General features: G+C 71.5%; 21 protein-coding genes and 3 tRNA genes. 17 read left to right on the forward strand and 7 right to left on the reverse strand.

What is annotated here, in order from left to right:
• Nucleotides 1–171 precede the first annotated feature (171 nt).
• From ACSC1Q_RS07095 to ACSC1Q_RS07115, 5 genes are all read left to right on the forward strand, one after another.
• Entirely contained in the window at nucleotides 172–1,281 is a 1,110-nt protein-coding gene (locus ACSC1Q_RS07095; protein WP_436757843.1) for a BMP family ABC transporter substrate-binding protein, read from the forward strand.
• A gap of 1 nt (nucleotide 1,282) precedes the next feature.
• Nucleotides 1,283–3,142, forward strand: coding sequence for an ABC transporter ATP-binding protein (locus tag ACSC1Q_RS07100; protein WP_436757844.1), 1,860 nt, complete (start codon nucleotides 1,283–1,285; stop codon nucleotides 3,140–3,142).
• A 302-nt stretch (nucleotides 3,143–3,444) separates the two neighbouring features.
• On the forward strand, nucleotides 3,445–4,554 hold the full coding sequence (locus tag ACSC1Q_RS07105; RefSeq protein WP_436757845.1) for an ABC transporter permease: 1,110 nt from the start codon (nucleotides 3,445–3,447) through the stop codon (nucleotides 4,552–4,554).
• Complete coding sequence (locus ACSC1Q_RS07110; RefSeq protein ID WP_436757846.1) at nucleotides 4,551–5,465, forward strand: ABC transporter permease; 915 nt, start codon at nucleotides 4,551–4,553, stop codon at nucleotides 5,463–5,465. Before ACSC1Q_RS07105 ends, ACSC1Q_RS07110 begins: the two co-directional genes overlap by 4 nt.
• Nucleotides 5,466–5,586: 121 nt before the next feature.
• Nucleotides 5,587–6,039 carry a VOC family protein gene (locus ACSC1Q_RS07115; protein ID WP_436757847.1) on the forward strand — a complete coding sequence of 151 codons (453 nt, stop codon included), beginning with the start codon at nucleotides 5,587–5,589 and terminating at the stop codon, nucleotides 6,037–6,039.
• 121 nt (nucleotides 6,040–6,160) lie between these two features.
• On the opposite strand, the gene ACSC1Q_RS07120 is transcribed toward ACSC1Q_RS07115, so the two are convergent.
• Nucleotides 6,161–6,538: an ArsR/SmtB family transcription factor gene (locus ACSC1Q_RS07120; RefSeq protein ID WP_436757848.1), complete on the reverse strand. Its 378-nt coding sequence runs from the start codon at nucleotides 6,536–6,538 to the stop codon at nucleotides 6,161–6,163.
• A gap of 164 nt (nucleotides 6,539–6,702) precedes the next feature.
• Here ACSC1Q_RS07120 and ACSC1Q_RS07125 point away from each other — a divergent pair, with 164 nt between their 5' ends.
• From ACSC1Q_RS07125 to ACSC1Q_RS07140, 4 genes are all read left to right on the forward strand, one after another.
• The gene (locus tag ACSC1Q_RS07125; RefSeq protein ID WP_436757849.1) at nucleotides 6,703–6,897 is read left to right on the forward strand and encodes a DUF1918 domain-containing protein; all 195 of its coding nucleotides are present in this window, start codon (nucleotides 6,703–6,705) and stop codon (nucleotides 6,895–6,897) included.
• A 92-nt stretch (nucleotides 6,898–6,989) separates the two neighbouring features.
• Nucleotides 6,990–7,967 carry an aldo/keto reductase gene (locus ACSC1Q_RS07130; protein WP_436757850.1) on the forward strand — a complete coding sequence of 326 codons (978 nt, stop codon included), beginning with the start codon at nucleotides 6,990–6,992 and terminating at the stop codon, nucleotides 7,965–7,967.
• 888 nt (nucleotides 7,968–8,855) lie between these two features.
• Nucleotides 8,856–9,260 (forward strand): RICIN domain-containing protein, encoded by a 405-nt coding sequence (locus ACSC1Q_RS07135; protein WP_436757851.1) that lies wholly within the window; start codon nucleotides 8,856–8,858, stop codon nucleotides 9,258–9,260.
• Nucleotides 9,164–10,939, forward strand: a complete 1,776-nt coding sequence (locus ACSC1Q_RS07140) for a rhamnogalacturonan lyase (RefSeq protein WP_436757852.1) — start codon at nucleotides 9,164–9,166, stop codon at nucleotides 10,937–10,939. The genes ACSC1Q_RS07135 and ACSC1Q_RS07140 overlap by 97 nt, the downstream gene beginning before the upstream one ends.
• A 47-nt stretch (nucleotides 10,940–10,986) precedes the next feature.
• Here ACSC1Q_RS07140 and ACSC1Q_RS07145 read toward each other — a convergent pair whose 3' ends face one another.
• Nucleotides 10,987–11,865, reverse strand: a complete 879-nt coding sequence (locus ACSC1Q_RS07145) for a polysaccharide deacetylase family protein (RefSeq protein WP_436757853.1) — start codon at nucleotides 11,863–11,865, stop codon at nucleotides 10,987–10,989.
• Between the two features lie 80 nt (nucleotides 11,866–11,945).
• On the opposite strand from ACSC1Q_RS07145, the gene ACSC1Q_RS07150 reads away from it, so the two are divergent.
• Nucleotides 11,946–12,311, forward strand: coding sequence for a MerR family transcriptional regulator (locus ACSC1Q_RS07150; RefSeq protein WP_436757877.1), 366 nt, complete (start codon nucleotides 11,946–11,948; stop codon nucleotides 12,309–12,311).
• A gap of 106 nt (nucleotides 12,312–12,417) precedes the next feature.
• Here the strand turns inward: ACSC1Q_RS07150 and ACSC1Q_RS07155 are convergent, their stop codons facing one another.
• Nucleotides 12,418–13,944 (reverse strand): glycosyltransferase family 4 protein, encoded by a 1,527-nt coding sequence (locus ACSC1Q_RS07155; protein ID WP_436757854.1) that lies wholly within the window; start codon nucleotides 13,942–13,944, stop codon nucleotides 12,418–12,420.
• Between the two features lie 160 nt (nucleotides 13,945–14,104).
• Between ACSC1Q_RS07155 and ACSC1Q_RS07160 the strand changes: the two genes are divergently transcribed.
• Both ACSC1Q_RS07160 and ACSC1Q_RS07165 read left to right on the forward strand, forming a co-directional pair.
• A complete protein-coding gene (locus ACSC1Q_RS07160) occupies nucleotides 14,105–14,284 on the forward strand; it encodes a hypothetical protein (protein ID WP_436757855.1) in 180 nt (59 codons plus the stop codon).
• On the forward strand, nucleotides 14,266–15,420 hold the full coding sequence (locus ACSC1Q_RS07165) for a helix-turn-helix domain-containing protein (protein WP_436757856.1): 1,155 nt from the start codon (nucleotides 14,266–14,268) through the stop codon (nucleotides 15,418–15,420). Before ACSC1Q_RS07160 ends, ACSC1Q_RS07165 begins: the two co-directional genes overlap by 19 nt.
• On the opposite strand, the gene ACSC1Q_RS07170 is transcribed toward ACSC1Q_RS07165, so the two are convergent.
• Complete coding sequence (locus ACSC1Q_RS07170; RefSeq protein ID WP_436757857.1) at nucleotides 15,362–16,333, reverse strand: alpha/beta hydrolase; 972 nt, start codon at nucleotides 16,331–16,333, stop codon at nucleotides 15,362–15,364. The genes ACSC1Q_RS07165 and ACSC1Q_RS07170 overlap by 59 nt on opposite strands.
• 769 nt (nucleotides 16,334–17,102) lie before the next feature.
• On the opposite strand from ACSC1Q_RS07170, the gene ACSC1Q_RS07175 reads away from it, so the two are divergent.
• From ACSC1Q_RS07175 to ACSC1Q_RS07185, 3 genes are all read left to right on the forward strand, one after another.
• A tRNA-Gly gene (locus ACSC1Q_RS07175) sits at nucleotides 17,103–17,174 on the forward strand.
• A 120-nt stretch (nucleotides 17,175–17,294) separates the two neighbouring features.
• Nucleotides 17,295–17,367 (forward strand) — tRNA-Pro (locus tag ACSC1Q_RS07180).
• Between the two features lie 185 nt (nucleotides 17,368–17,552).
• Nucleotides 17,553–17,625 (forward strand) — tRNA-Leu (locus tag ACSC1Q_RS07185).
• A gap of 63 nt (nucleotides 17,626–17,688) precedes the next feature.
• Here ACSC1Q_RS07185 and ACSC1Q_RS07190 read toward each other — a convergent pair.
• The gene (locus tag ACSC1Q_RS07190) at nucleotides 17,689–18,192 is read right to left on the reverse strand and encodes an NUDIX hydrolase (RefSeq protein WP_436757858.1); all 504 of its coding nucleotides are present in this window, start codon (nucleotides 18,190–18,192) and stop codon (nucleotides 17,689–17,691) included.
• A gap of 61 nt (nucleotides 18,193–18,253) precedes the next feature.
• On the reverse strand, nucleotides 18,254–18,544 hold the full coding sequence (locus ACSC1Q_RS07195; RefSeq protein WP_436757859.1) for a hypothetical protein: 291 nt from the start codon (nucleotides 18,542–18,544) through the stop codon (nucleotides 18,254–18,256).
• A 125-nt stretch (nucleotides 18,545–18,669) separates the two neighbouring features.
• Between ACSC1Q_RS07195 and ACSC1Q_RS07200 the strand changes: the two genes are divergently transcribed.
• The gene (locus ACSC1Q_RS07200; RefSeq protein WP_436757860.1) at nucleotides 18,670–19,647 is read left to right on the forward strand and encodes an isopenicillin N synthase family dioxygenase; all 978 of its coding nucleotides are present in this window, start codon (nucleotides 18,670–18,672) and stop codon (nucleotides 19,645–19,647) included.
• A gap of 99 nt (nucleotides 19,648–19,746) precedes the next feature.
• On the opposite strand, the gene ACSC1Q_RS07205 is transcribed toward ACSC1Q_RS07200, so the two are convergent.
• Nucleotides 19,747–21,030, reverse strand: coding sequence for an ROK family protein (locus ACSC1Q_RS07205; RefSeq protein WP_436757861.1), 1,284 nt, complete (start codon nucleotides 21,028–21,030; stop codon nucleotides 19,747–19,749).
• A gap of 243 nt (nucleotides 21,031–21,273) precedes the next feature.
• Between ACSC1Q_RS07205 and ACSC1Q_RS07210 the strand changes: the two genes are divergently transcribed.
• Nucleotides 21,274–22,587, forward strand: a complete 1,314-nt coding sequence (locus ACSC1Q_RS07210; RefSeq protein WP_436757862.1) for an ROK family protein — start codon at nucleotides 21,274–21,276, stop codon at nucleotides 22,585–22,587.
• The last annotated feature ends 373 nt before the right edge of the window (nucleotides 22,588–22,960 follow it).

A 22,960-nucleotide genomic window follows, 5' to 3' on the forward strand; every position in this document is an offset into this window, starting at 1 on the left:
ATTCCCGGCGGGCGGTGGACACGACGGACGGCGACGGCTGTTAAATGGCAGCGTCCGAACGGCGGCCTCCCAGCCTGCCCGCAGCAAGCCCGTACCCCCGCCCGCGACCAAGGTTCGTTCCCCACACGCGCCCCGCAGGCGGCGCGTGCGCATCAGATCGAGAGGATCGTCATGGCCGCACACCATCGAACGGGCCGGGTCACGGCCGCGCTGACCGCCTGTCTCGCCTCGGTGGCCCTGGCCGGGTGCGCGAGCGGCGACGCCACGGCACCCCGGGCCACGACCCCCGCCCCGGCCGGCACCGGAGCGAAGACGGACGGCGGCACCGTGCTCGCGGGCCAGCCGGACGTCAACGGCGACGGCAAGGTCGTCATCGGGGTGCTGAGCCCCGGTGACATCAACGACAAGGGCTACTACCAGAGCTTCGTCGACACCGCCGAACAGTTCGCCACCTCGAAGGGCTGGACGATCATCAAGCGCGGCGGCGTCAACACCAGCGAGGCGCTCAACGCCGCGCGGGCGCTCTGCAGGCAGAAGGTCGACATGGTGGCCCTCGGCGCCGCGGACCTCAGGGACGCGATCCCCGCCTCCGAGGAGCCGGTGTGCGCCGGCACCGCCTGGTACGTCCCCTCGTCCGACAACATCCCGCAGACCCCGAGGATCATGCTCTCCACCGACGAGGCGGACCAGAGCCTGCTGGCCGCCGGGTACGCGGCCGGCCTGCTCATGAAGGAGAAGGGCGCGACCAAGGCCGGGTTCGTGACCGGCCCCGAGGTCGACTTCACCAGCGCGGCGGCGAGGGCCTTCAGAGCGGGCATCCGGTTAGTGGTCCCCGAGGCCACGCTGACGGTCACCTACAGCGGCGACCTCAACGACTCGGCCAAGGCCAAGGAGGCCACCCAGGCCCAGATCAGCCAGGGCGTCAAGGTCGTCTACCCCTATCTGGGCGGCGCCACCGACGCGTCGGCGGAGCTGGCCAACGCCAGCGGCGTGCTCACCCTCACCCCGGGCACCGACCGGTGCGCCTCCACCGGGCCCAGGTTCGACGTCTCGGTGCTCTTCAGCCCCGGCGACTACTTCAGGGCCGCGCTGGAGGACTTCGCCGCGGCGAAGCTGCGGATGGGCGTGGAGAAGGTCTGGAAGCTCGGCGTCGACCCGTTCCCCACCGTGAGGATCTGCGAGCCCACCCCCGAGCAGGAGGAGAGTCTGAAGACGTTCATCGCCGACGTCGGCAGCGGGAGGGTCGACCCCAAGGCGGAAGTGAAGAGGCTCGGTTCCTGACGTGGCGGAAGACGAACAAGCGGGGAAGCCCACCCCGCCGTCGGTGCCCGCGCTCCGGCTGCGGGGGGTGAGCAAGAGCTACGGTCCGGTCGTCGCCTGCGACGCCGTGGATCTCACCGTGTACCAGGGCGAGATCCACGGCCTGCTCGGTGAGAACGGGGCCGGCAAGTCGACGCTCATGAGGATCCTGACGGGACTCGTCCAGCGGGACGCGGGAACCGTCCTGCGTCACGAGGAGCCCGTCGAGATCGACGGCCCGAGGGAGGCGGCGGCGCTCGGCATCGGCATGGTGCACCAGCACTTCAGCCTGGTCGAACCGCTGACGGTCTGGGAGAACGTCATCCTGGGCGACACCGGGAAGATCGACAGGGCCGCGGCCCGCGACCAGGTGCGGGAGATCTCCCTGCGCTACGGCCTGCCGGTCGACCCGCTGGCCAGGGTGGCGCGGCTCTCCGCGGGCGAGCGGCAGCGGGTCGAGCTGGTCAAGTGCCTGCGCCGGGACCCGGAGGTGCTCATTCTCGACGAGCCGACGTCGGTGCTGACCCGGGCGGAGTCGGCCGAGCTGTTCGGCGTGCTGCGCGGCCTGGTCCGCTCGGAGAACCGCGCGGTCATCCTGATCAGCCACAGGCTGGACGAGATCACCGCGGCCACCGACCGGGTGACCGTGCTGCGCGGGGGAAAGGTCGTCTTCCGGAGCGCCACCGCGAGGACGGACCCGCGCGAGCTGGCCCGGCGGATGGTCGGCAGGGAGACATCCCCGGGCACCGAGGCCGCCGCCCTCGGCCTGCTGCCGGTCGAGTCCCTCGGCACGCGCGAGCCCGCGACCGGTGGAGGCGAGACCGCGACCGGAAAAACCACGGCGAACGAGACGGCGACCGAGAGGTCCGGGACCGAGGTGCCCGAAACCGAGGGAAGCAGGGCCGAGAGGACCAGGACCGGGACCGAGAGGACCGGGACCAAAGAGACCGGGATCGAGGAGTCCGGAGCCAAGGAGGCTAGAGCCGAAGGGGCCGGAGCCGAAGAGGCCGAAACCGAGGAGGCCGGGATCGGCGAGGCGGGCACCCCGGAGTCCTCGGTTTCCCCGATGCCTTCGATGCCTCCGATGTCCCCGATATCTCCGGCACCCGCGCTGCGGCTGCGCGGCCTGAGCCTCACCGTCGACGGCGCGCCCCTGCTGTCCGATCTCAGCCTGGACGTCGCCCCCGGTGAGATCGTCGGCCTGTACGGGGTCGAGGGCAACGGCCAGTCGGTCCTGGGGGACCTGTTGTCCGGGCTCGTCGTACCGGACTCCGGGGTGGTCGAGATCTCCGGACGGCCGGTCGATCCGTACCGTCCGGGCGCGCTGCACGCCGCCGGGCTCGGCATCGTGCCGGAGGACCGGCACGGCTCCGGGCTGGTGCTGGACATGAGCGTCGCCGAGAACCTGGTCATGAAGTCGCTGGACGCCGTGAGCGGCCGGGTGTTCCTCAACCGGGGGAAGGCGCGTGCCGTGGCCCGCCGCCTGGTGACCGAGTTCGGCATCGTCACCCCGTCGACGGACACGCCGGTGCGCGACCTGTCGGGAGGCAACCGGCAGCGGGTCGTGCTCGCCCGCGAACTCTCGGCCCGCCCGGCCGTCCTGGTCGCGGCGCGCCCCTCGTATGGGCTGGACGTGGGCGCCACCGAGGACATGTACCGGCGGCTGCGCGACGTCGCGGCCGGAGGGGTGGCCGTGCTGCTGATCTCCACCGAGCTGGAGGAGGTCATGACGCTGGCCTCCAGGATCGCGGTGATCTCGTCGGGAAGGATCACCGGCGTGCTGCCCACGGGCGAGGCCACGGCCGAGCGGCTCGGCATGCTGGTGGGCGGGATGAGCACGTGAACGAATCCCTCCGGCCCCCCGGCCAGGAACCCGCCCGGAACCTCGACCAGGAACCTGCCCGGAACCCTGGGCAGGACCCGGCCCGGCCCCCCGGCCAGGATCTCGTTCGGAACCTCGACCAGGATCTCGCCCGGAATCCCGGACAGGACCCGGCCCGGAACCCGGCCCGGAGTCCTGACCTGGACTCTGTCAGGGGTCGCGCTCGGAACCCCGACCAGGAATCCGGCAGGGACGGTGCTCGAAACCCCGCCCGGAGCCCGTTCGGGCGGCGCCTGCTCGTCCTTCTCATCCCCGCCCCCGGCATGTCGGCGTGGAAGACCGGCCTGGCGACCGTCGCGGGTGTGGTCGTGGCGCTCGCCCTGTCGGCGCTGCTGATCGCCGTGACCGGCGGCTCCCCGCTCGCGTCGGTGCTGGCCCTCTTCCAGGGCGGCATGGCCGACCGGACGGCCTGGACCTCCACCCTGCTGTACGCGGCGCCGCTGCTGCTCGTCGCCGTGGGCGCGTGCGTCAGCGCCAGGTCCGGCATGTTCAACATCGGCCAGGAGGGCCAGGTGCTCGTCGGCGCCCTCCTCGCCGCCTGGGTGGGCCTGCGCCTCGCGGTCACCGGCCCGGCGCTGCTGGTGGCCGTGCTGGCGGCCGCCGCGCTGGCCGGTGGGGCGTGGGCCGGTCTCAGCTCGCTGATGTACCGGCTGCGCGGCGTCGACGTCGTGGTCAGCACGCTGCTGATGACCTTCGTCGCCCAGCAGCTCGTCGCGTTCGCGGTGAACACGCCGTGGCTGCTGCGGGAGTCGCGGGTCGGTGACGCCGTCGTCGCGCCGCAGTCCAACCCGCTGCCGGGGAGCGCCCTGCTCGGCTCGGCCGGGGAGTACCCGGACCTGCAGGTCAACGGGGGACTGTTGATCGCGCTGGTCGCGGCCGTGGTCGTCGCGACGGTGATCGCCCGTACCCGGTGGGGCTTCCGGCTCACCATGCTCGGCCTCAACCCGATCGCCGCCAGGCACGCCGGGGTGCGCGCCGACGCGCTGGGCGGCGTGGCGCTGGCCGTCTCCGGCGCCCTCGCCGGGCTGGCCGGGGCCGTGCTGCTGACCAGCCCGGTGGGCGTCCACCGGCTGCAGCCCGGCATGGCGATGGGCATCGGCTGGGACGGCCTGCTGGTCGCCCTGGTCGCCCGCAACCGGCCGTTGCCGGCCGTGCTCGTCGCCCTGCTGTTCGGCGTGCTGCGTTCCGGCGGCGGCTTCCTCGCCGCGACCGGCGTGCCGCCGTTCGTCGTGGACGTGGTCAAGGCCCTGCTGGTGCTGGCCTTCGTCGCCCCGCCCGCCGTCCTCACCGCGATCCGCCGCCAGGGTGGCGGCGTCCGTGCCGGACGCGCGGGACACCGGTCCGTGCCCGTCACCGAGGGAGCCGCCCGATGATCGTCGCGGACGACGTCTCCACCATCCTGTCCAGCGGGGTACGGCTCACCGTCCCGCTGGCCTTCGCGGCGTGCGGGGAGTATCTCGCGGAGCGGGCCGGTGCCATGAACATCTCCGTCGAGGGGATGATGCTGGGCGCCGCGTTCGGCTCGGTCGCCACGGCCAGTGCCACCGGCAGCGCTACCACCGGGCTGTTCGCGGGCGTGCTGATCGGGCTCCTGGTCGGTCTCGTCCACGGCAACCTCTCCCACCGCTTGAAGATCAATACTTTTGTGGCGGGGCTGGTGCTCAACGCCCTCGTCCTCGGGCTGACCGGCTACCTGATCACGGTCAGCGACTTCGACTCCCACCAGGTGCCGCAGGTCAGCGTCCCCTGGCTGCGCGACATCCCGCTGGTCGGCGCCCCGCTGTTCGTCGAGCGCTGGCCGGTCTACCTGCTGGTCGTCGTCGTCCCGCTGACCTGGTGGCTGGTCGAGCGCAGCAGGTGGGGCCTGGAGCTGCGGGCGGTCGGCGAACGGCCTCAGGCCGCCGACGTCACCGGCGTCCGGGTCGACGCGCGCCGCCGCCAGGCACTGCTGTGGTGCGGCGCGCTGGCCGGGCTGGGCGGCGCGTACCTCGCGGTCGGCGAAGTCGGCTCGTTCAACCAGAACATGACGGCCGGTCGTGGGTACATCGTCATCGCGGCGGTGATTTTCGGCGGCTGGCGGCTGGGACGCACCCTGCTCGGCTGCGCGCTCTTCGGCCTGGCCGACGCCCTGCGCCTGGCGCTGCCCGCGCTGGGCCTGACACTGAACTCACAACTGCTCATAGTGGCGCCGTACCTGGTCGCGCTGCTCGCGATGCTGCTCTTCACGAACCGGCGCCGCGAACCGGGAGCGCTGGGACGGCCCTTCGAACGGGACTCCACCTGAGGGTCCCGGACACCGGCGATCGTCCGGGGCGGACAAAGGTCGTCCGGATCGATGAAGGTCGTCCGGATCGACACGGACCGCCGGATCGACACGATCGACACGGAGGAAGTGGAGGATCTTCATGAGCGATCTGACCCGGGCACGGTGGACGCACGTCGCCCTGCCCACGGGCGATCTCGACGAGGCGATCGCGTTCTACACGTCGCTGACGCCGCTGGTGGTCGTCGAACGCTTCCAGGACGCCGACGGGGAGAGCGCCTGGCTCTCCAACGAGGGGCAGGCTGAGACCCCGATGGTCCTGGTACTCGTCTCCTTCGACAGGGACAGGGGCGAACGGCTGGGACTGCTGACGCCGTTCGCGCACCTCGGGATCGAGGTGCCCGAGCGCGCCGACGTCGAGGAGATCGCCGAGCGGGCGCGCGAGCTGGGCCGCCTGCACTGGGAACCCCGCGACATGCCCGGCCCGGTCGGCTACATCTGCGCGCTGAAGGACCCCGACGGCAACGTCGTCGAGATCTCCCACAACCAGCGGGTCTTCGCCACCGTACGCAAGCTGTGGGCGGGCCCCTCCTGAGCGGGGAGATCCGATCCCGTCCCGGTACCGGGGGAGAGGGGGTCGGTTCCGGGGGGAGGGCGTCGGCCCCGGGAGAGCGCGTTGAAGGAGGGGGCGTTGCGGGAGGGGTGTTGGACGGTGGTCAGGGGCTGTCCCCGTCCTTGCCAGGGGGCGGCTGGTTCTCCGCCTCCCTGAGGCGGCGTTCCCGCTTTCCCCGCGCGAGCTCGGTGCCCAGGGCGTCGAGGTGCTGGTTCCAGAAGTGCCGGTAGCGGTCGAGCCACCTGTCCACCTCCCGCAGCGGGGCGGGGTCAACGGCGTACAGCCGCCGGGTCCCCTGGGCGCGTACGGTCGCGAACCCGTTGTCGCGCAGCACGCGCAGGTGCTGCGAGACGCCGGGCTGTGAGATCCCGAACTCCTCCCGCACCACGGCGCTGATCTCACCGGCCGCCAGCTCGCCGTCGGCGAGCAGCTCCAGGATCCGGCGCCGGACCGGATCGCCGAGAACGTCGAGCGCGTGCATAACCTCACTGTCTCAGGATCGACTTATATAAGTAAAGTCTGAAGCCGGGAGGTCGTCCAACCGGCCTTAGCATGCCTCTGACCTGGACGAATGCGTCGCAGGGTGATGCCATGGAAGGGGAGGAAGGCCGGAGAACCGGCACCCTGCTGATCCAGGAGGCCCCAGTGAAGGCAACCATAGGCGACAAGTTGATCGTGGAGGGCGCCCACAGCGGCGATCCCCGGAAGATCGGATCCATCGTCGAGCTGCGCCACGAGGACGGAAGCCCGCCCTACGTGGTCCGCTGGGAGGGCGACGAGCACGAGAGCCTCGTCTTTCCAGGTCCCGACGCCCACGTGATGCCGGGCGTACCGGGGTAGGTTCCCGGGAGTGCGTGCCACACCGTCTCGCCGGCCCGCCGTACCCGGGTGCCGGTGATTCACATCGTGTCGTGCGGGCTACGATCGCTGATGTGGAACAGCGCGAATTGGGAAGAACAGGCAGGCGGATCGGTGTCGTCGGGCTCGGCGCGTGGCAGCTGGGGGCCGACTGGGGTGAGGTCGGCGAGGACGAGGCCCTGGCCACCCTCGACGCCGCCGTGGACGCCGGGGTCACCTTCGTCGACACCGCCGACGTGTACGGCGACGGGCGCAGCGAGCAGATCGTCTCGCAGCTGATCAAGGCCAGGCCGGGACTCACCGTGGCCACCAAGATGGGCCGCCGCGTCGCGCAGGAGCCGTCCGCCTACACCCTGGACAACTTCCGGGCGTGGACCGACCGCTCCCGCGCCAACCTCGGCGTCGAGACCCTCGACCTGGTGCAGCTGCACTGCCCGCCCACCCCGGTCTACGCGACGGACAGGGTCTTCGACGACCTCGACACCCTCGTCCAGGAGGGCCGCGTGGCCGCCTACGGGGTGAGCGTGGAGACCTGTGACGAGGCGCTGACCGCGATCGCCCGGCCGGGCGTGGCCACCGTGCAGATCATCCTCAACGCCTTCCGGCTCAAGCCGCTGGAGAAGGTGCTCCCGGCGGCGGCCGAGGCCGGGGTCGGCATCATCGCCCGCGTCCCGCTGGCCAGCGGCCTGCTGTCCGGAAAGTACGACGAGTCCACCGTCTTCGGCGCCGACGACCACCGTACCTACAACCGGCACGGCGAGTCCTTCGACGTCGGGGAGACCTTCTCCGGGGTCGACTTCACCACCGGCCTGGAGGCGGTCCGCAGGCTGGCCCCGCTGGTGCCGCCGGAGGCCACCATGGCGCGGTTCGCGCTGCGCTGGATCATCGACCAGCCCGGCGTCTCCGTGGTCATCCCCGGCGCCCGCAACCCCGGGCAGGCCCGCGCCAACGCGGCCGCCGCCGCCCTGGACGCGCTGCCCGAGGCCACCCTCGCGGGCGTGCGGGAGATCTACGACGAGCTGATCCGCCCGCAGGTCCACCAGCGCTGGTGACCTGACAGCCGTTCCGGGCGGCCAGAACCGCCCGGAACGGCTCGAAGTAGTTAGAAGTAATTCGAAGTAGTTCAAGGCTGCTCGGAGAAGCCAGGACCGGCCGGGAACGACAGGCCGGATCAGCTCAAGTCAGGTCAGGCGGGCCGGCAGCCGCAGGTTCCACTCCTCCAAATGAACGAGCAGCGCCTTCGGTGGCCCGCGCGGCCCGCGACCGGGCTCCGGCGCCCCGCGCGGATGTGCGATTTGGGCCTGCGGGGTCCTCGTCGCATCAGGGGACCGCTCGCCCGCCCACAGCTCGTCGATCAGACGGTCCAGTGAGACCACCCCACCCGGTTCCGGAGCCGGCATCGCCGCCAGCGCACATTGCTTCCCGGCGCAGAGGGGCGTCCTGGCGCAGAAGAACTTCCCGGTACGGAGGGGTTTCCCGGTGCCGGAGGGCTTCCCGGCGTAGAAGGGTTTCCCGGCGCCGAGGGCGAGCAGGTGATCGGCCGTGTCGGCCGTGTCGGCCGTGTCGGCTCACCGCGCCACGTGACACCTCCGCGACCGTCGTTCCGAACGGTTCCGCGTCGCCCGGATGAACGCCTCAACGCTTACTTTCATGCGTTCGGGCAGGATGGCCGCACTTTTTAGTTTGTAGGATTGACAAACTTATTACGGCTACCTACATTACGGAAACCGATCTCCCGTATTTGCGGGACTCGGGTCGGGGCCGGTCACGGGACACCTCGCGAACGGGCTCGACGCCGCGATGCTTCACCGCCTCGACCTCGATCGATCGCCGCCGCCACGGTTCGCGAGACCCCGTCGCCAGGGCGCGCCGACGACTCTGCGGCAGCTGATTCGCCGACCACGAAGAACCACCCCCCAGAACTTCGAGGATGAGAATCGATGGACTCGCGTTCAACACCCACCCGCCGTCGAGGACGGTTCACAACCCGGCTGGTCGGTCCTCCCGTCGTCGTGGCTCTGGTCGCCGCGACCGCTTTGGTGGCGGTGGCCTTTCCGTCGCGGGCGGCCGTGGTGCCGGTGGCCGACGGTGTGTACACGCTCGCGTCGGGTTCCAGTGGTAAGTGTGTCGATGTGGCCGCTGCCTCGGTCGACAACGGTGCCTTGCTGGTGCAGGTCGCCTGCAACGGTGGCGCGGCCGATCAGCAGTGGAGGGCCGTCGCCCAGAGCGGCGGGTTGACGTCGCCCGCATGCAGTGGACCTTCAACCACGTGTCGGGGCCCACCGCGCCGCCGACGACGCCGCCGGCCGGTGGCAGGCAGCTGGAGGCGCTCGATCGCGGTGTGATCAGCGTGCGGTCCGGCAGCGGCAACCTGGTGTCGTGGCGGCTGCTCGCCGGCGACCCGGCCGGGGTGGGGTTCAACGTCTACCGGGGCACCACGAAGGTCAACTCCTCGCCGATCACGAACTCGACCAACCATCTCGACTCCGGGGCGGCCGCGGGTTCGGCGTACACGGTGCGGGCGGTGGTGGGCGGCGCCGAGCAGGGCGCCTCCCCGGCGGCGCTGCAGTTCACCGCGGGTTACCTGGACGTGCCGATCTCCGCCCCGTCCGGGGGCACCACCCCCGACGGGGTCGCCTATACCTACGCAGCCAACGACGCCTCCACCGGCGACCTGGACGGCGACGGCCAGTACGAGCTCGTCCTGAAGTGGGACCCGACGAACGCCAAGGACAACTCCCAGTCCGGATACACCGGCAACGTGTTCGTCGACGCGTACAAGCTGAACGGCACCCGGCTGTGGCGTATCGACCTGGGGCGCAACATCCGGGCGGGCGCGCACTACACCCAGTTCCAGGTGTACGACTACGACGGCGACGGCCGGGCCGAGGTGGCGATGAAGACCGCCGACGGCACCAGGGACGGCGCCGGGGTGGTGATCGGCAGCTCCGGCGCCGACCACCGCAACTCCGGCGGCTACGTCCTGTCCGGGCCGGAGTACCTCACCATGTTCAACGGCCAGACCGGCCGGGCCGTGTCGACGGTCAGCTACGACCCGCCGCGCGGCACCGTGTCGGGCTGGGGCGACAGCTACGGCAACCGGGTCGACCGGTTCCTGGCCGGCACCGCCTACCTCGACGGCACCCGGCCGAGCCTGATCATGTCGCGCGGCTACTACACGCGCACCGTGATCGCGGCCTGGGACTTCCGCGACGGCTCCCTGACCAGGCGCTGGACCTTCGACTCCAACTCCGCCGGCTCCCAGTACGCGGGCCAGGGAAACCACCAGCTGTCGGTCGCCGACGTCGACGCCGACGGCAGGGACGAGATCGTCTTCGGCGCGATGACGATCAACGACAACGGCTCGCCGCTGTGGAACACCCGGCTCGGCCACGGCGACGCCCTGCACGCCGGCGACCTCATCCCGGGCCGCACGGGCCTGGAGGTCTTCAAGATCAGTGAGAGCACGAGCCGGCCCGCGGCGTGGATGGCCGACGCGCGGACCGGCCAGATCATCTGGCAGAACGCCTCCTGCGGCTGCGACAACGGCCGGGGCGTCTCCGGCGACGTCCACGCCGGCAGCCCCGGCGCCGAGTCCTGGTCCTCGGCCGTCGACGGCCTGCTGAACACCGGCGGCCAGAACATCGGCCGCAAGCCCAGCTCGTCGAACTTCCTGATCTGGTGGGACGGCGACCCCGTCCGCGAGCTCCTGGACGGCACGCGCATCGACAAGTACGGCACCGGCGGCGACACCCGCCTGCTCACCGCCTCCGGCGTCCACTCCAACAACACCACCAAGGCGACGCCCTCGCTGTCGGCCGACCTGTTCGGCGACTGGCGCGAGGAGGTCGTCTGGCCGACCACGAACAACACCGCCCTCCGCGTCTACGCGACGCCGCACGTCACCGATCGCCGCATCACGACCCTGATGCACGACGTGATGTACCGCGAGGCGATCGCCTGGCAGAACACCGCCTACAACCAGCCCCCGCACCCGAGCTTCTTCATCGGCAACGGGATGTGACACCTGTGGGCCGGGTCCCGGGACCCGGCCCACAGGCCGTCGGCGAGCTACGCGCGCTCCCCGAGCGTGCGCCGGTAGTGCTCGGCGATCTCGTCGCTGGTGGCCAGCCAGACGTCCGGTCGCGCCGCGAGGTACTCCAGGGCCTGGTCCAGATACTTGGCCCGGAACGGCTGGCCGGTCACGAACGGATGCAGGGCCAGCGCCATCACCCGGCCGCTGTGCTCGGAGTCCGCGTGCAGCTGCTCGTACTGGTCCCTGACGATCCGGACGAACTCCGGCCCGCTGGTGCCCTTGCCGAACAGGAGGAGGTCGTTGAGCTCGACCGAGTAGGGGACGCTGAGCATCCCGGGCACGTTCAGCTCGTAGGGCTGGTCGTCGTTGGTCCAGTCGAGCACGTAGCCAAGGCCGAGTTCGGCGAGCAGCGCCGGGGTGTCGAACGTCTCGGTCAGTCCCGGTCCCATCCAGCCGCTCGGCCGCCGTCCGGTCGCGGCGGCGATGGTGTCGACGACGTCGGTGAGGAAGCGGCGCTCCTCGTCGCGGGTCATGCCGGCCTGGAGGATCGAGTTGGTCCGCCCGTGCGCGAGCCAGGCCCAGTCCCGTTCCAGGCCCGCCCTGATGATCTGGGGGTAGCGGTCGGCGACCGCGGAGTTCAGCAACACGCTCGCCCGGACGCCGTGCCGGTCCAGGCTCTCGATCGTGCGCCAGATGCCGACGCGGGGCCCGTAGTCGCGCCAGCCGTAGTTGAGCGCGTCGGGGACCAGGTCGGCCGTGCCGGGCCAGATGCTGGTGGACGGGCGGTCGACGAGGAAGTGCTCGACGTTGAGCCCGACGTAGACGGCGACCCTGGCGCCGCCGGGCCAGGCGATCGGCGGCCGCTCGGTGATGGGACTGTAGGTGAAGAGCTCGTTCTCCGCTGTCTTCGTCATGCCGACACGGTAGAAGTTAACATCGGTGTCAGATTCAAGTGCCGGACGTGCAGGACGTGCCGGACGTGTGGGGGGTCGGGATGCGGATCGGTGAGCTCGCGCGGCGCACCGGGGTGAGCGAACGGTCGCTGCGCTACTACGAGCAGCAGGGGCTGCTGCCGGCCGGCCGCACGCCCGGCGGCCATCGCGACTACCCCGAGCAGGCGGTCGACCGGGTCATCCGCATCCAGGAGCTTTTCGCCGCCGGCCTGCACAGCAGGAGGATCGCGCGGCTGCTGCCGTGCATGCGGGACGCGGACGGCGGCCCGTCCGAGATCGCCACCCCTCTGCTGGTCACCGAGCTCGCCGCCGAACGGGACCGCATCGACCGGATGATCGCCCAGCTGGCCGGCTCCCGTGCCGTGCTCGACGACGTGATCGACACGGCGTCGGAACACCGCCACTGATCATCCGGCCGTGTCCGCACCCGCCCCGCCCGGCGGGCACCGGGCGGGGTGTGGAGTCCTCAGCGGCCGACGTTCGCCGAGACGTTCGGGCGGACGCCGCCGCCGATCACGATGCTCGCGACGGCACGTTCGCGAAGGGCATCGCCGAGCCGGTGAGACCGGAGACCGCCTGACGGCAGGAAACGACCTCCCCACCGGAGTCCGGATCCGCGTCCGCGTCCGCGTCCGGCACCACAGGCGCCGGTCCCGCCGGAGGAGCCGGTACGGCGGCTGAAGGTTCTACCGCGTTGCCCGGTACGGCGGCTGAGGCGGGCTCTTCCACAGGGGCCGGGGCGGTTGAAGGCTCTTCCGCGGGACCCGTCAGGGCGGGCGCAGGCTTGACGTAGGTGCCGTTGCGGCGGGCCAGCAGTTCCTCCAGAAGGGCGTCCCATTCGGCGCCGACGGACTCCACGTCGTAGGTGGCGGCGGTCGCCAGGGCGCCCCTGGCCAGCCGGTGTCGCAACTCCTCGTCCTCGATGACACGGATGAGGGCGGCGGCGAGGTTGGCGTCGGTGCGCGGCTTGACCAGCAGCCCGTCGACCTCGTCGGTGATCATCTCCTTGGGACCGTGCGGGCTGTTGAAGCTGACGATCGCCAGCCCCTTGGCCATCGCCTCCAGGATCGTCATGGGGAAGCCCTCGTGGCGGGAGCTGAGCACGAAGACCGAGGCCCTCTCCAGTTCGGCGCCGACGTCGGCGGTGGGGCCCGGCAGCTCGACCCTGCCCCGCAGCCCCGCCTCGGCGACCTGGGCACGCAGGTTGTCCTCCTGCGGCCCCGCGCCGAAGACACGCAGGGTCCAGCCGGGATGGGCGGCGGCCACGGTCTCCCACGCGGTGATCAGCCGGTGGAAGCCCTTGAGCCTGGTCATGCGGCCGACCGCGACCACGACCTTGTCCTCCAGCCTGGAGATATCGCCGTTCATGGGCGGCACGGCGTTGGGGATCCTGGCCAGCTTCCCGGGCTTGCGCCGCAGCGTCGCGCGGTAGTCGCGCATGTCGGCCTTGGTGAGGGTGACCAGCGCGTCGAGTTTGCGGTAACGGCGCTTGATGATCTCCTGCACCTCCTGCGGCTGTCCCCGCAGGGCCACGTGCTCCTGGCCGATGGTGATGACGCCCGGCGGGGCCAGCTGGGCGAGGGCCAGGTTGAGGCCGGGCCTGGTGGCGATGACGACGCCGGTGTCGACCGAGCGGATCCACCGGGCCAGCTGCAGGTCGGTCCACACGTTGAAACGGTGGTAGGCGGCCTCCTGCGGAGGGATGAGCCTGCTCGGCATCCTCGAGAGCCGGCCGCGCAGGCCGGTCCGCGGGACCAGCCTGTCGTCGAGGAAGCGGAACCTCACCCTCGGGTCGACGGGGAAGAACGGTTCCTCCGCCTCCTTGAGGATGGAGACGATCTCCACGTCGTGCCCGGTCGAGGCCAGGTAACCCGCCAGGTTGAAGACCGTTCTGATGGTGCCGCCCATCCCGTACGCGTGCAGGATCAGGATCCTGATCCGGTGTGTGGACGGGGGCGGCGCGGTCCGTTCGCGCCTTCGGTTCCTTGCCTCGAACAGCCGGTAGACGGCCTTCTTGCCCTTACCTGCCAGTGCACGCACCGTGAAGGGTCCCCTTCTCGCCTGCTTCCGGGCTCACGCGCCTGTCTGTCCCCGTGGCGCATTTCCCGCTTCGACCCTATAGACGCTGTATTGCGATGGAAGGTTGCAAAAGATGGTCAGATGCAAGCAAATCGCAGTTCAGGGGCGTGTCCGCCGCACCGTGGGCGACGGATCCGGCGACCTGTCGCGCGGCCCGGACATGATCGACGAGGTGGTCCCCGGCGGCCGGGACCCGCCGCCGGTGGCCGGACAGGGCTCCGTCCGCGCCGCCCGGGTGGGCCGTTCTGGCCGGGAGCGTGAACGGCGACCTAGTGTGGAGCCGTGCAGGGACTACTGCTGAGGCTGTCGGCGCTCGACTCCGACGCGGAGAGCGCCGTCCGCGTCATCGCCTACTTCGACGTGCTGGTGCGAAACCACGCCGGAGTCCCGGTGCTGCTCCAGGCCACCGCGCGCCTGACGCAGTGCCCGGTCGGGCTCGTCGACGCGGTCACCGGCAGGCGGACGCGCGTCGTTCCCGGCGGGGCGCCCGAGCCGTGCGAGGAGCCTCCCGGCCCGGCGATCCACCGCCGCCTCGGCTCGGAGCTCGGCGCCGTGTGGATGGAACGCGAGGGGACGGCGCACGGCCTCGACGAGATCGTCCTGGAGCGCTTCGCGGGCGCGGCGGAGGTCACCCTGGAGCGGGCCGCCGCTCAGGCACAGGCCGGCACCGACCCCGCCCTGGTGGAGCTGGTCCTGTCGGCCGACGCCGGCGAGGCCGAGCGGGCACGCGCACTACGGCTGCTCGGCTTCGCCCCCGCCGCCCCTCTCCAGGTGCTCGCCGTGCTCGCCGGCGACGAGCGGGAGGGCCGCGACGGGGCCGCCGTGGCGGCCTGGCTACGGGTCACCGACCGTCACGTCCGGGCCGCCCCGCTGGGCGACACCGTGGCGCTGCTGGTCGGCCCGGCGGTCGACGGGCCCGGCGAGCTGCCCGGGACACCGGACACCTGGCGCGTCGGCATCGGGCCGGAGACGCGCGGAGCCGGGGCCGCCGAATCCTGGGCGGCGGCCCGCACCGCCCTGCGCTTCACCGGCCCGCACCCGGCGGACCGGGTGGTCGACTGGGCCGATCTCGGTGCCCTGGCCCTGTTCGCCACCCATGTGCCCGACGAGGAGATCGCCGCCCTGCCCGACGTGCGGGCCGTCGAGGAGCTCGCACGGCGGCCGTACGGCACCGAGGCCCTGGAGGCGGTCCGCGCGCTGTGCGCCGAGGGCACGGTCCGCAGGGCCGCCGTCGCCGTGCACCTGCACCACAGCTCGCTGGCCGCGCGGATCGCGCGGGCGGAGGCCGTTCTCGGCTTCTCCCTCGCCGACTCCGCGGGCCGGCTCAGGGCGCATCTGGCCATGCGGCTCGCACGGCTGGTGCCCCTGAGTCCCGCCGTCAGCGAAACAGGGCCCGGCGCAGCGCGACCACCCGCTCGGCGGCGGCCCGGCGGCTGATCTCCGCCTCGGGGATCATCCCGTCGAAGCCGTGGAAGGCCCCCGGGTAGAGGTGGAACTCGGTGGAGACGCCCGCCCGCACCAGCCGCAGTGCGTAGTCGAAGCACTCGTCCCTGAAGACCTCCAGCTCGCCGACGTCGATGTACGCGGGCGGCAGGCCCGACAGGTCGTCCGCCCTGGCCGGGGCCGCGTACGGGGAGACGTCGTCGCCGCCCGCCCGCTCACCCAGCAGTGCCTTCCAGCCCAGCAGGTTCGCCCCCCGGTTCCACACGACCGCCTCGACGAACTCGCGGCTGGAGGGGGTGGTGTTGCGGTCGTCCAGCATCGGGCAGATCAGGAGCTGGAACGCGAGGGCCGGGCCGCCGCGGTCGCGCGCCAGCAGCACGGTTCCCGCGGCGAGCCCGCCGCCCGCGCTGATCCCGCCCACCGCGACGCGCTCCGGGTCGATGCCCAGCTCGGCGGCGTTCTTGGCGGTCCAGACCAGGCCCGCGTAGCAGTCCTCGACCGGCGCCGGGTCCGGGTGCTCCGGCGCGAGGCGGTAGTTGACCGAGACGATCACGCATCCCAGCGCGGCGGCGTACACGTTGAGGCGCGAGTCCTCCATGTCGACGTCGCCGATGATCATCCCGCCGCCGTGGATCCAGTACAGGCCGGGGACGGCGCCCTGCTGCCCGACCGGGCGGTAGATCCGCAGCCGGATGTCGGGATCGCCGTCGGGGCCGGGGACCGTCCGGTCCTCGATCGTGACCCGCTCGTCCGGCGCGATCGGGTCCATCGCCGCACGCGCCGCGTCCATCTGGAGGCGTACGTCGGGCAGATCCTCCAGCCGCAGGGAGCCGAAGTTCGCGACGGGCAGGGGGTTCGCCTCCAGGACGGCGGCCAGCCCGGGGTCGATATTCGGATGAAGTGCCATGTCACCCACCTAATCAGAAGAGAGGGACGCCGGTTCGCGCGATCGGCTCTTTCCATCGATCATGCGTGAGCCCGCGCCGCCTCACAACCGCAAGATGGCCGCGATGAGGGACCCGCCGCCCGCCAACCGGCGGACGACCGGCCACCGGCCGGCGGGCGAGCACCGGTGACTCCGCGTCGATCGTACGGACCCCCGCGACGGCGACGCGGCCGTCGGCGTGCGCGGGTACCGGCGAGACGGCGGCCGACCCGAGCCGAGACGGGCTGGTCCGGCCGATTCGCGTCGGGCAGATTCGAGATGGGCGGATTCGAGATGGGCCGGCATGACCACGGCCGGTGTCCACGTCGGTCGCGGGAAAACACCGCCGACGGAAAAGGCGGATAAAACCATTGGCGTCGGAGGTCGCCTTTGCCCTTCAATGGAGAAAAGCCGGAGCACCCGCTCCGCGCTAAGGAGAGGAACGACAGTGAAGCACGGGGCATCACCGGTGTGGCGGGGAGGGCTTGAAACGTTCCCGCTGCTCAGTGGCGGTGCGCCGATCTCCGGATGGCCAGGTGGATGACCCTTACGAGGGAAACCGCCCAGCCGCCAGAGACACCCGTCCAGGCGGCTTCTTCATTTCCGAAACCAGGTAATAGCCCACCGCAAGCGGGAGCCCGTTTCCCGCTCTCGACAAATCCACAGCGCAGCACACGTTGAACGCGAATCCGTTCATGCCCTCTCCCTGAAGGGCGCGAAAGGATTCACCCCGGGAGATCCCGGGAGACACGCCGCAGAGGCCGAATCGGTAAGGCAGCCGGCTTCCACCCGGCAGGACGGGGTTCGAACCCCCGCTGCGGCTCTGCCCTCGCGGGAGCGGGGCATGGGACTGGGACTGGGCGAGGGGAGTGGCGACCCCCGCCCGGTCGGCAGGACCGCGGCGCGTCCGGTTCGGCCCACGCCAACCGGCCCGGACGCGTGACGGGGCGTAGCTCAGCAGGAAGAGCATCCGGCCAGGGACCGGAAGGCCGCAGGTTCGAGCCCTGCCGTTCCGACGACACGAACAGCACCACGACACGAGCGATACAGGCACCACGAACAACGCAGCGACACGAGCAGCACGGACAACGCGGCGCCACAGGTAGTACGAGCATCGCGGCGACGCGAACGACACAACGACACGAGCAGCACGAGCAGAACAGCGACATCGTGACACCGGCGTGCCCGCGAGGCACGCCCGGCCGCTCTGGCCCAACGGCAGAGGCACCAGGTTCAGGACCTGGGTGATCAGGGTTCGAATCCCTGGGGCGGCACGCGACACGGCGATGAGCCGACACCCGGACACCTGAACCTCAGGACGTCTGAACCCCCGTCCGCTACTCGTCGTGGGGCCAGGGCAGCAGAAGGGGCTCGGCGGGGAGGTCACCGGTGAGGAAGTCGGCCAGCAGGGTCCCCAGGTCGAGGGGGAAGACCGTTTCGCGGGTGGTAAGGAGATCGTGCCGGGTCCACCAGCGATGCGCCGAGATCACCGAGCGCTCCAGCTCCTCCTGTCCCGAGGCGTCGACGGTGTGGTCGTCGACGCGCAGGAAGAAGAACGAGTCGACCGCCGCGACCCGGACGTCACCGAACCAGACGAGGCCGGAGGAACGGGCCACGACGGACCCCATGCGCTCTTCCGCGACCTCCAGCCCCGTCTCCTCGCGCAGCTCGCGGACCGCCGCGCCGACCAGCGTCTCGCCCTCGCGCACCCCGCCGCCCGGCGTGATCCAGTAGTGCTCGGCGGGCCAGTGCGCGGGTGCCGGGTACCGGAACAGCAGGAGGCGGTCGGCGGCGTCGACGAGCAGGATCCGGGCAGTGGGACGTGAGATGGGGGCGGTCACGTCCCCGATCGTAGAAGAAGAGGTCGTCCCGCCTCGCGGCTCGGCCCCCGCACGCCGGTTCTCAGCGGGAGAGGCGGCGCGAGGTCTCCGTGACCAGCTGGAGCACGACCGGTGCGAGCTCGGGCCGGTCCTGCAGCATGTCCTCCAGGCGTACCCGCCAGGCCGCGGTCTCGGCGAGCCAGGCGTTCTCACGCTGCAACCGCAGGCGCGTCTCGGAAAGTCGCGTCTGGTGCGTGACACCGAGAGAACGTCCGACCGCGTCACTGAGCCACCAGTAGACGTTGTCCTCGGCGGCGTTGACGAAGGTGCGCGCGCCCTCCCAGGCCACGCGCGGATGGTGAACGACGGTCATGGCCGGACCGTACGCCCGCTCTCTCCGCCCCGCAAGACCCCGGCGTCCCCGGTGGCGACTCGTCCACGACCTGCCCGACCGGTCCCCGGGACGGCACGAACGGATCCATGGGTGATGATGGCCGGATGGAGCGGCTACCGGTGATCGATGTCAGCGCCCTGGTGCGGGGCGGGTCCCACGCGGAACGCGAGCGGGTCGCCCGCGAGATCGAGCGGGCCTGCCGTGACACCGGGTTCTTCTACGTCTCGGGTCACGGGGTGCCGTCCTCGCTGCTCGACCGGCTCGACACCGCCGCCCGCCGCTTCTTCTCGCTGCCCCCCGAGGTGAAGGCGGAGATCTCCATGGAGCGGGGAGGCCGTGCCTGGCGGGGGTTCTTCCCGGTGGGCGGCGAGCTCACCTCCGGCCGTCCCGACCTGAAGGAGGGCGTCTACTTCGGGGCCGAGCTGCCCGGGGACGACCCTCGCGCCCGGCTGCCGCTGCACGGCCGCAACCTGTTCCCGGCCCAGGTGCCCGAGCTGGGCGAGGCGGTCCTCGAATACCTCGGCCGGCTCACCGATCTCGGGCAGTCGGTCATGCGCGGCGTCGCGCTCAGCCTCGGCCTCGCGGAGGACTACTTCGCCACCGGCTACACCGCCGACCCCACCGTCCTGTTCCGGATCTTCCACTACCCTCCGGCCCCGCCGGACGCCGACGGGTGGGGCGTGGGGGAGCACACCGACTACGGCCTGCTCACCCTGCTGGCCCAGGACCGCAACGGGGGACTGCAGGTGCACGCGGGCGGCGGCTGGGTCGAGGCCCCGCCGATCCCCGGCACCTTCGTGTGCAACATCGGCGACATGCTCGACATGCTCACCGGTGGCTTCTACCGCTCGACGCCCCACCGGGTGCGCAACGTCAGCGGGAACGAGCGGCTGTCGTTCCCGTTCTTCTTCGACCCCGGCTGGGACGCGGAGGTGCCGCCGCTGCCCTCGCGGGAGGCCGCGGGCGGCGGCCGTGCCCGCTGGGACGGCCAGGACCTGCGCGCCTTCACCGGAACCTACGGGGACTATCTGCTGGCCAAGGTCTCCAGGGTCTTCCCGCAACTGCGGGAGGACGTGCTCTGAGCCTCCCCGAGGGAAGCCTCCTCCAAGAAGACCGTCCCGATGGAAGCCGCCACAGAAGAAACCGTCCCGAGGGGGCCGCTCCGGGAACGACCGCGGGCGTCAGGTGCCCGAGGGCTGCGGTGTGGGCCGCATTATCGCGGTGGGGTCGTTGACGATCTGATTGATCACCACGTTCGCGGCGCCCCGGGAGGCCGCGCCGAAGCCGTGGTCGGAGGCGACGAAACGGCAGCGGGCCGCGGGGCCCGCGACGACGAGGCGCTCCAGCTCCGCCTGCGCGAAGGGGAGCATCCAGTCGGCCAGGGTGGCGAAGTAACCCCCCACGACGATCACGCGCGGGTTGAAGAGGTTGACCAGTATCGAGCCACCGAGCCCGAGCCAGCGGCCGGCCTCCGCGACCGCGACCAGCGTCTGCCTGTCGCCGGCGGCGAGGTCGCGGGCGATCTCGGCCACCCGCTCCTCGGGGTCGGGCACCGGTCCCGAGCCTGGCCCGTAGGCCCGCCCGGGGGTCGCCATGCGGACCAGCGCGGCCAGGCCGACCTTCGTCTCCCAGCAGCCGAAGCGCCCGCAGCCGCAGCGCCCGCCGCTCGGGTCGACCGGCAGGTGCCCGACCTCGCCGGAGAAGCCGTCGGCGCCGCGCAGTAGTCTGCCGTCCACGATGATGCCGCCGCCCACGCCGACCTCGCCGGTGAGGTAGACCATGTCGGCCGTACCGGCGGCCACCCCGGAGGTGTACTCGGCGAGGGCGGCGAGGTTCGCGTCGTTGTCGACAGTCACCGGCACGCGCAGCGGGCCGAGCGCGGAGGAGAGGCGGGCGGCCAGCGGCACGTCGTGCCAGTCGAGGTTGGGGGCGAAGGCGACCACCCCGTGGTCGACGTCGACCAGGCCGGGGACCGCCACCCCGATGCCCGCCGGGTCGGCCCCGGCGCGCGTCATCTCCTCGATGGCCTCGCGGGCGGTCAGGCCGAGCTCGCGGAGTGAGCGGCTGGGGCCGCTGCCCGCCGCGTCGAAGCCCAGGCGGCGGTCGACCAGGACGTTGCCGCCGAGGTCGACGCCGTGCACGGCGATGTAGTCGACGTTGAGCTCCAGCCCGAGTGCGCCGATGTGCGCGCCGTGCAGCGCCACCGCGCGCCGGGGGCGGCCGACCGCGCCCGCGTGGTCGACGCCCACCTCCTGGACCAGCCGCCGGTCGAGGAGCTCGACCATCAGGTTGGAGACGGTGGCCCGGTGCAGGCCGGTGGCCTCCGCGATGTCGGAGCGCGAGGTGGACCCGTGCTCGCGCAGGTGGCGCAGGACCAGGGAGAGGTTCGTCCGGCGGAGCGAGGCGTGACCCACGGCCTGGGGCGTGCCGCCCACCGTACGGGCCTGGTGCTGCTCCTGGATCACGCGGTCACCTGGCTTTTATTTGTCTCGGATAGAAATTAATTGGATTTGTAACACAGAGGTGTCCTGCCGCGCACCAGGGGTCCGGTAACAACTCGATATCTGTCTTCCGTGTGACGTACGCGTGTATAACGCGCGACCATGTTACAAAAACGTTACGCAGATCGAAACGTTTCGAACCTTGCGCCCACCTCGAAACTGAGCATTTAATTCGGCCAGTCATGCAAATTAATTGAGGGGAGTGACGTGCACCGTAGCTGGACCGGCAGTCGCAACGGCGGTTCGACGAGCTCGAACAGGTCGGCCGGTACCCCCGCCGACCAGGCCACCGTGCGCCGGTCCAACCTGTCCCTGGTGCTGCGTCACGTCAGCGAGTACGGTCCGCGCTCCAGGTCGGTCGTCGCCATGGAGACCGGCCTGAACAAGACCACGGTCACCAGCCTCGTCAGCGAGCTGCAGGCCCGCGGCCTCCTCAAGGAGATCGGTCCGCAGCACGCGGGCGCCGTCGGCCGCCCCGGGCTCGCCCTCGCCCTGGACGGCTCCGGTGTCGGCGCCCTCGGCCTTGAGGTCAACGTCGACTACATCGCCGCCTTCGCCACCGACCTTGGTGGCCGGGTGCTGATCGACCGGCGGGTGAGCTTCGACGCCATGGGCCGCGACTCCGAGCGCTCCCTGACGGAGCTGGCCCGGGTGATCGGGGAGGCGATGGCCGAGCTCGACCTCCTGGAGGTCAGGATCGCCGGGATCACCGTGGCCGTCCCCGGCCTCGTCGACACCGCGACCGGCGTCGTGGACGTCGCCCCCAACCTCGGCTGGTACGGCGTCCCGGTGGCGGAGTGGCTCGTACGCGCCGGAGTGCCGCCGAACGTGCCGATCAGCGTGGACAACGACGCCAACCTGGCGGCCCTCGCCGAGTTCACCGGCGGCGTCGCCTCCGGCACGTCCGATCTCGTCTACCTCACCGGCGAGGTGGGCATCGGCGGCGGCGTGATCTCGGGCGGGCGTCTGCTGAGCGGCGCCGACGGCTTCGCGGGCGAGGTGGGCCACGTCATGGTCGACCCCTCCGGCGAGCGCTGCGGCTGCGGCCGGATCGGCTGCTGGGAGACGAAGGTCGGCCTGGCCGCGCTGGTCCGGATGGCCACCCCCGACCACGCCTACGGCCTGCACGACGGGGTGATGCGCGACCCGGAGGAGCGGCTGGCCGAGATCGAGCTGCGCTGGGCCGCGGGCGATCCCCGGGTCGACCTGGCCATCGGAGAGGTGGGCCGCTGGCTCGGGCGGGGTTCGGCCACGCTGGTCAACCTCTTCAACCCGCGCGTGATCGTCATCGGCGGCTACTTCGCCAAGCTCGCCGACCGGCTCATCCCGGTGGCGCAGGCGGAGCTGAAGCGGCTGGGCGTGGAGGGATCCGTCGCCCGCTGCGAGTTCGTCGCCTCCGATCTCGGCTTCGGCGCGGCCTCGCGCGGCGCCGCCGGGATCGTCACGGAGAGGGTGCTCTCCAACCCCACCGCCATCGACGTCCGCCTGGCGGCACCGGCACCCGAGAAGGAGCGCGAATGAGACGCCATCCCTCGTGAGCAGCCGGTATCGCCCCCCAAGCATCCCGTCCGTCCGACCGGAAAACCGGATTCGTGACGCCGTCGTTCACGCCGACCTCGGCGGCGCCACGCTGGTGCTGTCCGGCCCGGCCGGACGGGCGGGATCCCTTTTGTCACCGAAGTTCCTTTTGTCGTAGAAGTTCGCGACGAAATCCCCATCGAGATTCTGTTGTAAAGATCCACGGAGGCCCCCCATGCCGGAGCCGTCAATCGACTCGGCACCCCTCCTCGTGATGCGAGGGATCGTCAAGCAGTTCCCCGGAGTGCGCGCCCTCGACGGCGTCGACCTGGAGGTCCGCGCGGGCGAGGTGCACTGCCTGCTCGGCCAGAACGGT

Source organism: Streptosporangium heterodermiicola, assembly GCF_051390675.1.
Lineage (GTDB): Bacteria > Actinomycetota > Actinomycetes > Streptosporangiales > Streptosporangiaceae > Streptosporangium.